Annotated in this window: 1 pseudogene; it reads right to left on the bottom strand. The window is 49.1% G+C overall.

Going from position 1 to position 818, the window contains the following annotated elements:
* A pseudogene (locus ACFINF_RS09415) lies at positions 1-818 on the bottom strand (PBSX family phage terminase large subunit); the annotation flags it as partial.

The following is an 818-nucleotide window of genomic DNA, read 5'->3' as shown; positions in this document are numbered from 1 at the left end:
CCAAAGGCATCCGCCCCATGACTCGACCAATCATGCTCTGCACCCAAACCAATGCCGCGCTTCTCATCCCATTTCTCGTGATACCAATTCAGTGCTTTGCGCCCTGCTACCGTCATCTCTTCATTGAACCAAACAGACGGCAAAATACGCCGCACCGCCTCTATACGCATCTTAACCGCCCCTGCTCCTTGATTAGGGATCACTTGCGTTTCAAAACCCGCATCATTTAAAGCACTCTCAAAACTCACATTGTGCACACGGTCTCTGGTCGCACCATCATGGGGCAAAACCATCAATGCTTTCTCATAACCATTTTGACGCAACCAGCCTATATGCTCTGATAACGGCTGTCCCTGTGCTTCATAATAATTAAGCACTCTGATCTCTCTACCAACAAATTGCGCTATCCATATCGCTGTTGCATCTGCCTTAGCACCCGTGCCCCCAATATCCCAAAAAGCGCGTATCTGCATTAAAGGATCACGAGCAACGCGCCCTATCCGCCCCTCCTGCTCGGCTGCCAACATTTCCTTTTGATAATAAGCGCCTTGAACCGCTTTCAGATAATCCCCTTCCCAGATATGCTTATAGGTCTCTGGACGATTGTTAAGATCATCCAATCGTGCTTCATTCAAGATCTTCGGAAACTTCGGATTGTCTGACCAGTTGATCTCCACACGCTTGATTGCCTCATTGTCTGAAAAGCGAAACCGCTTCTCAACAGGGGCATTCTCTCGCAATGGGTTCCATGTCACCCATAACTCTGCCCGCCATCCTTCTCCTTCTTCTCGCAAAGTCGGTATAAGCGTCTGCCAAGC

This window comes from Bartonella sp. TS25HLJMH, from assembly GCF_042193505.1.
In the GTDB taxonomy this organism is placed as follows: domain Bacteria; phylum Pseudomonadota; class Alphaproteobacteria; order Rhizobiales; family Rhizobiaceae; genus Bartonella; species Bartonella grahamii.
Note: the sequence above shows the minus strand (reverse complement) of the source record. Positions and strands in the feature narration are given on the sequence as shown.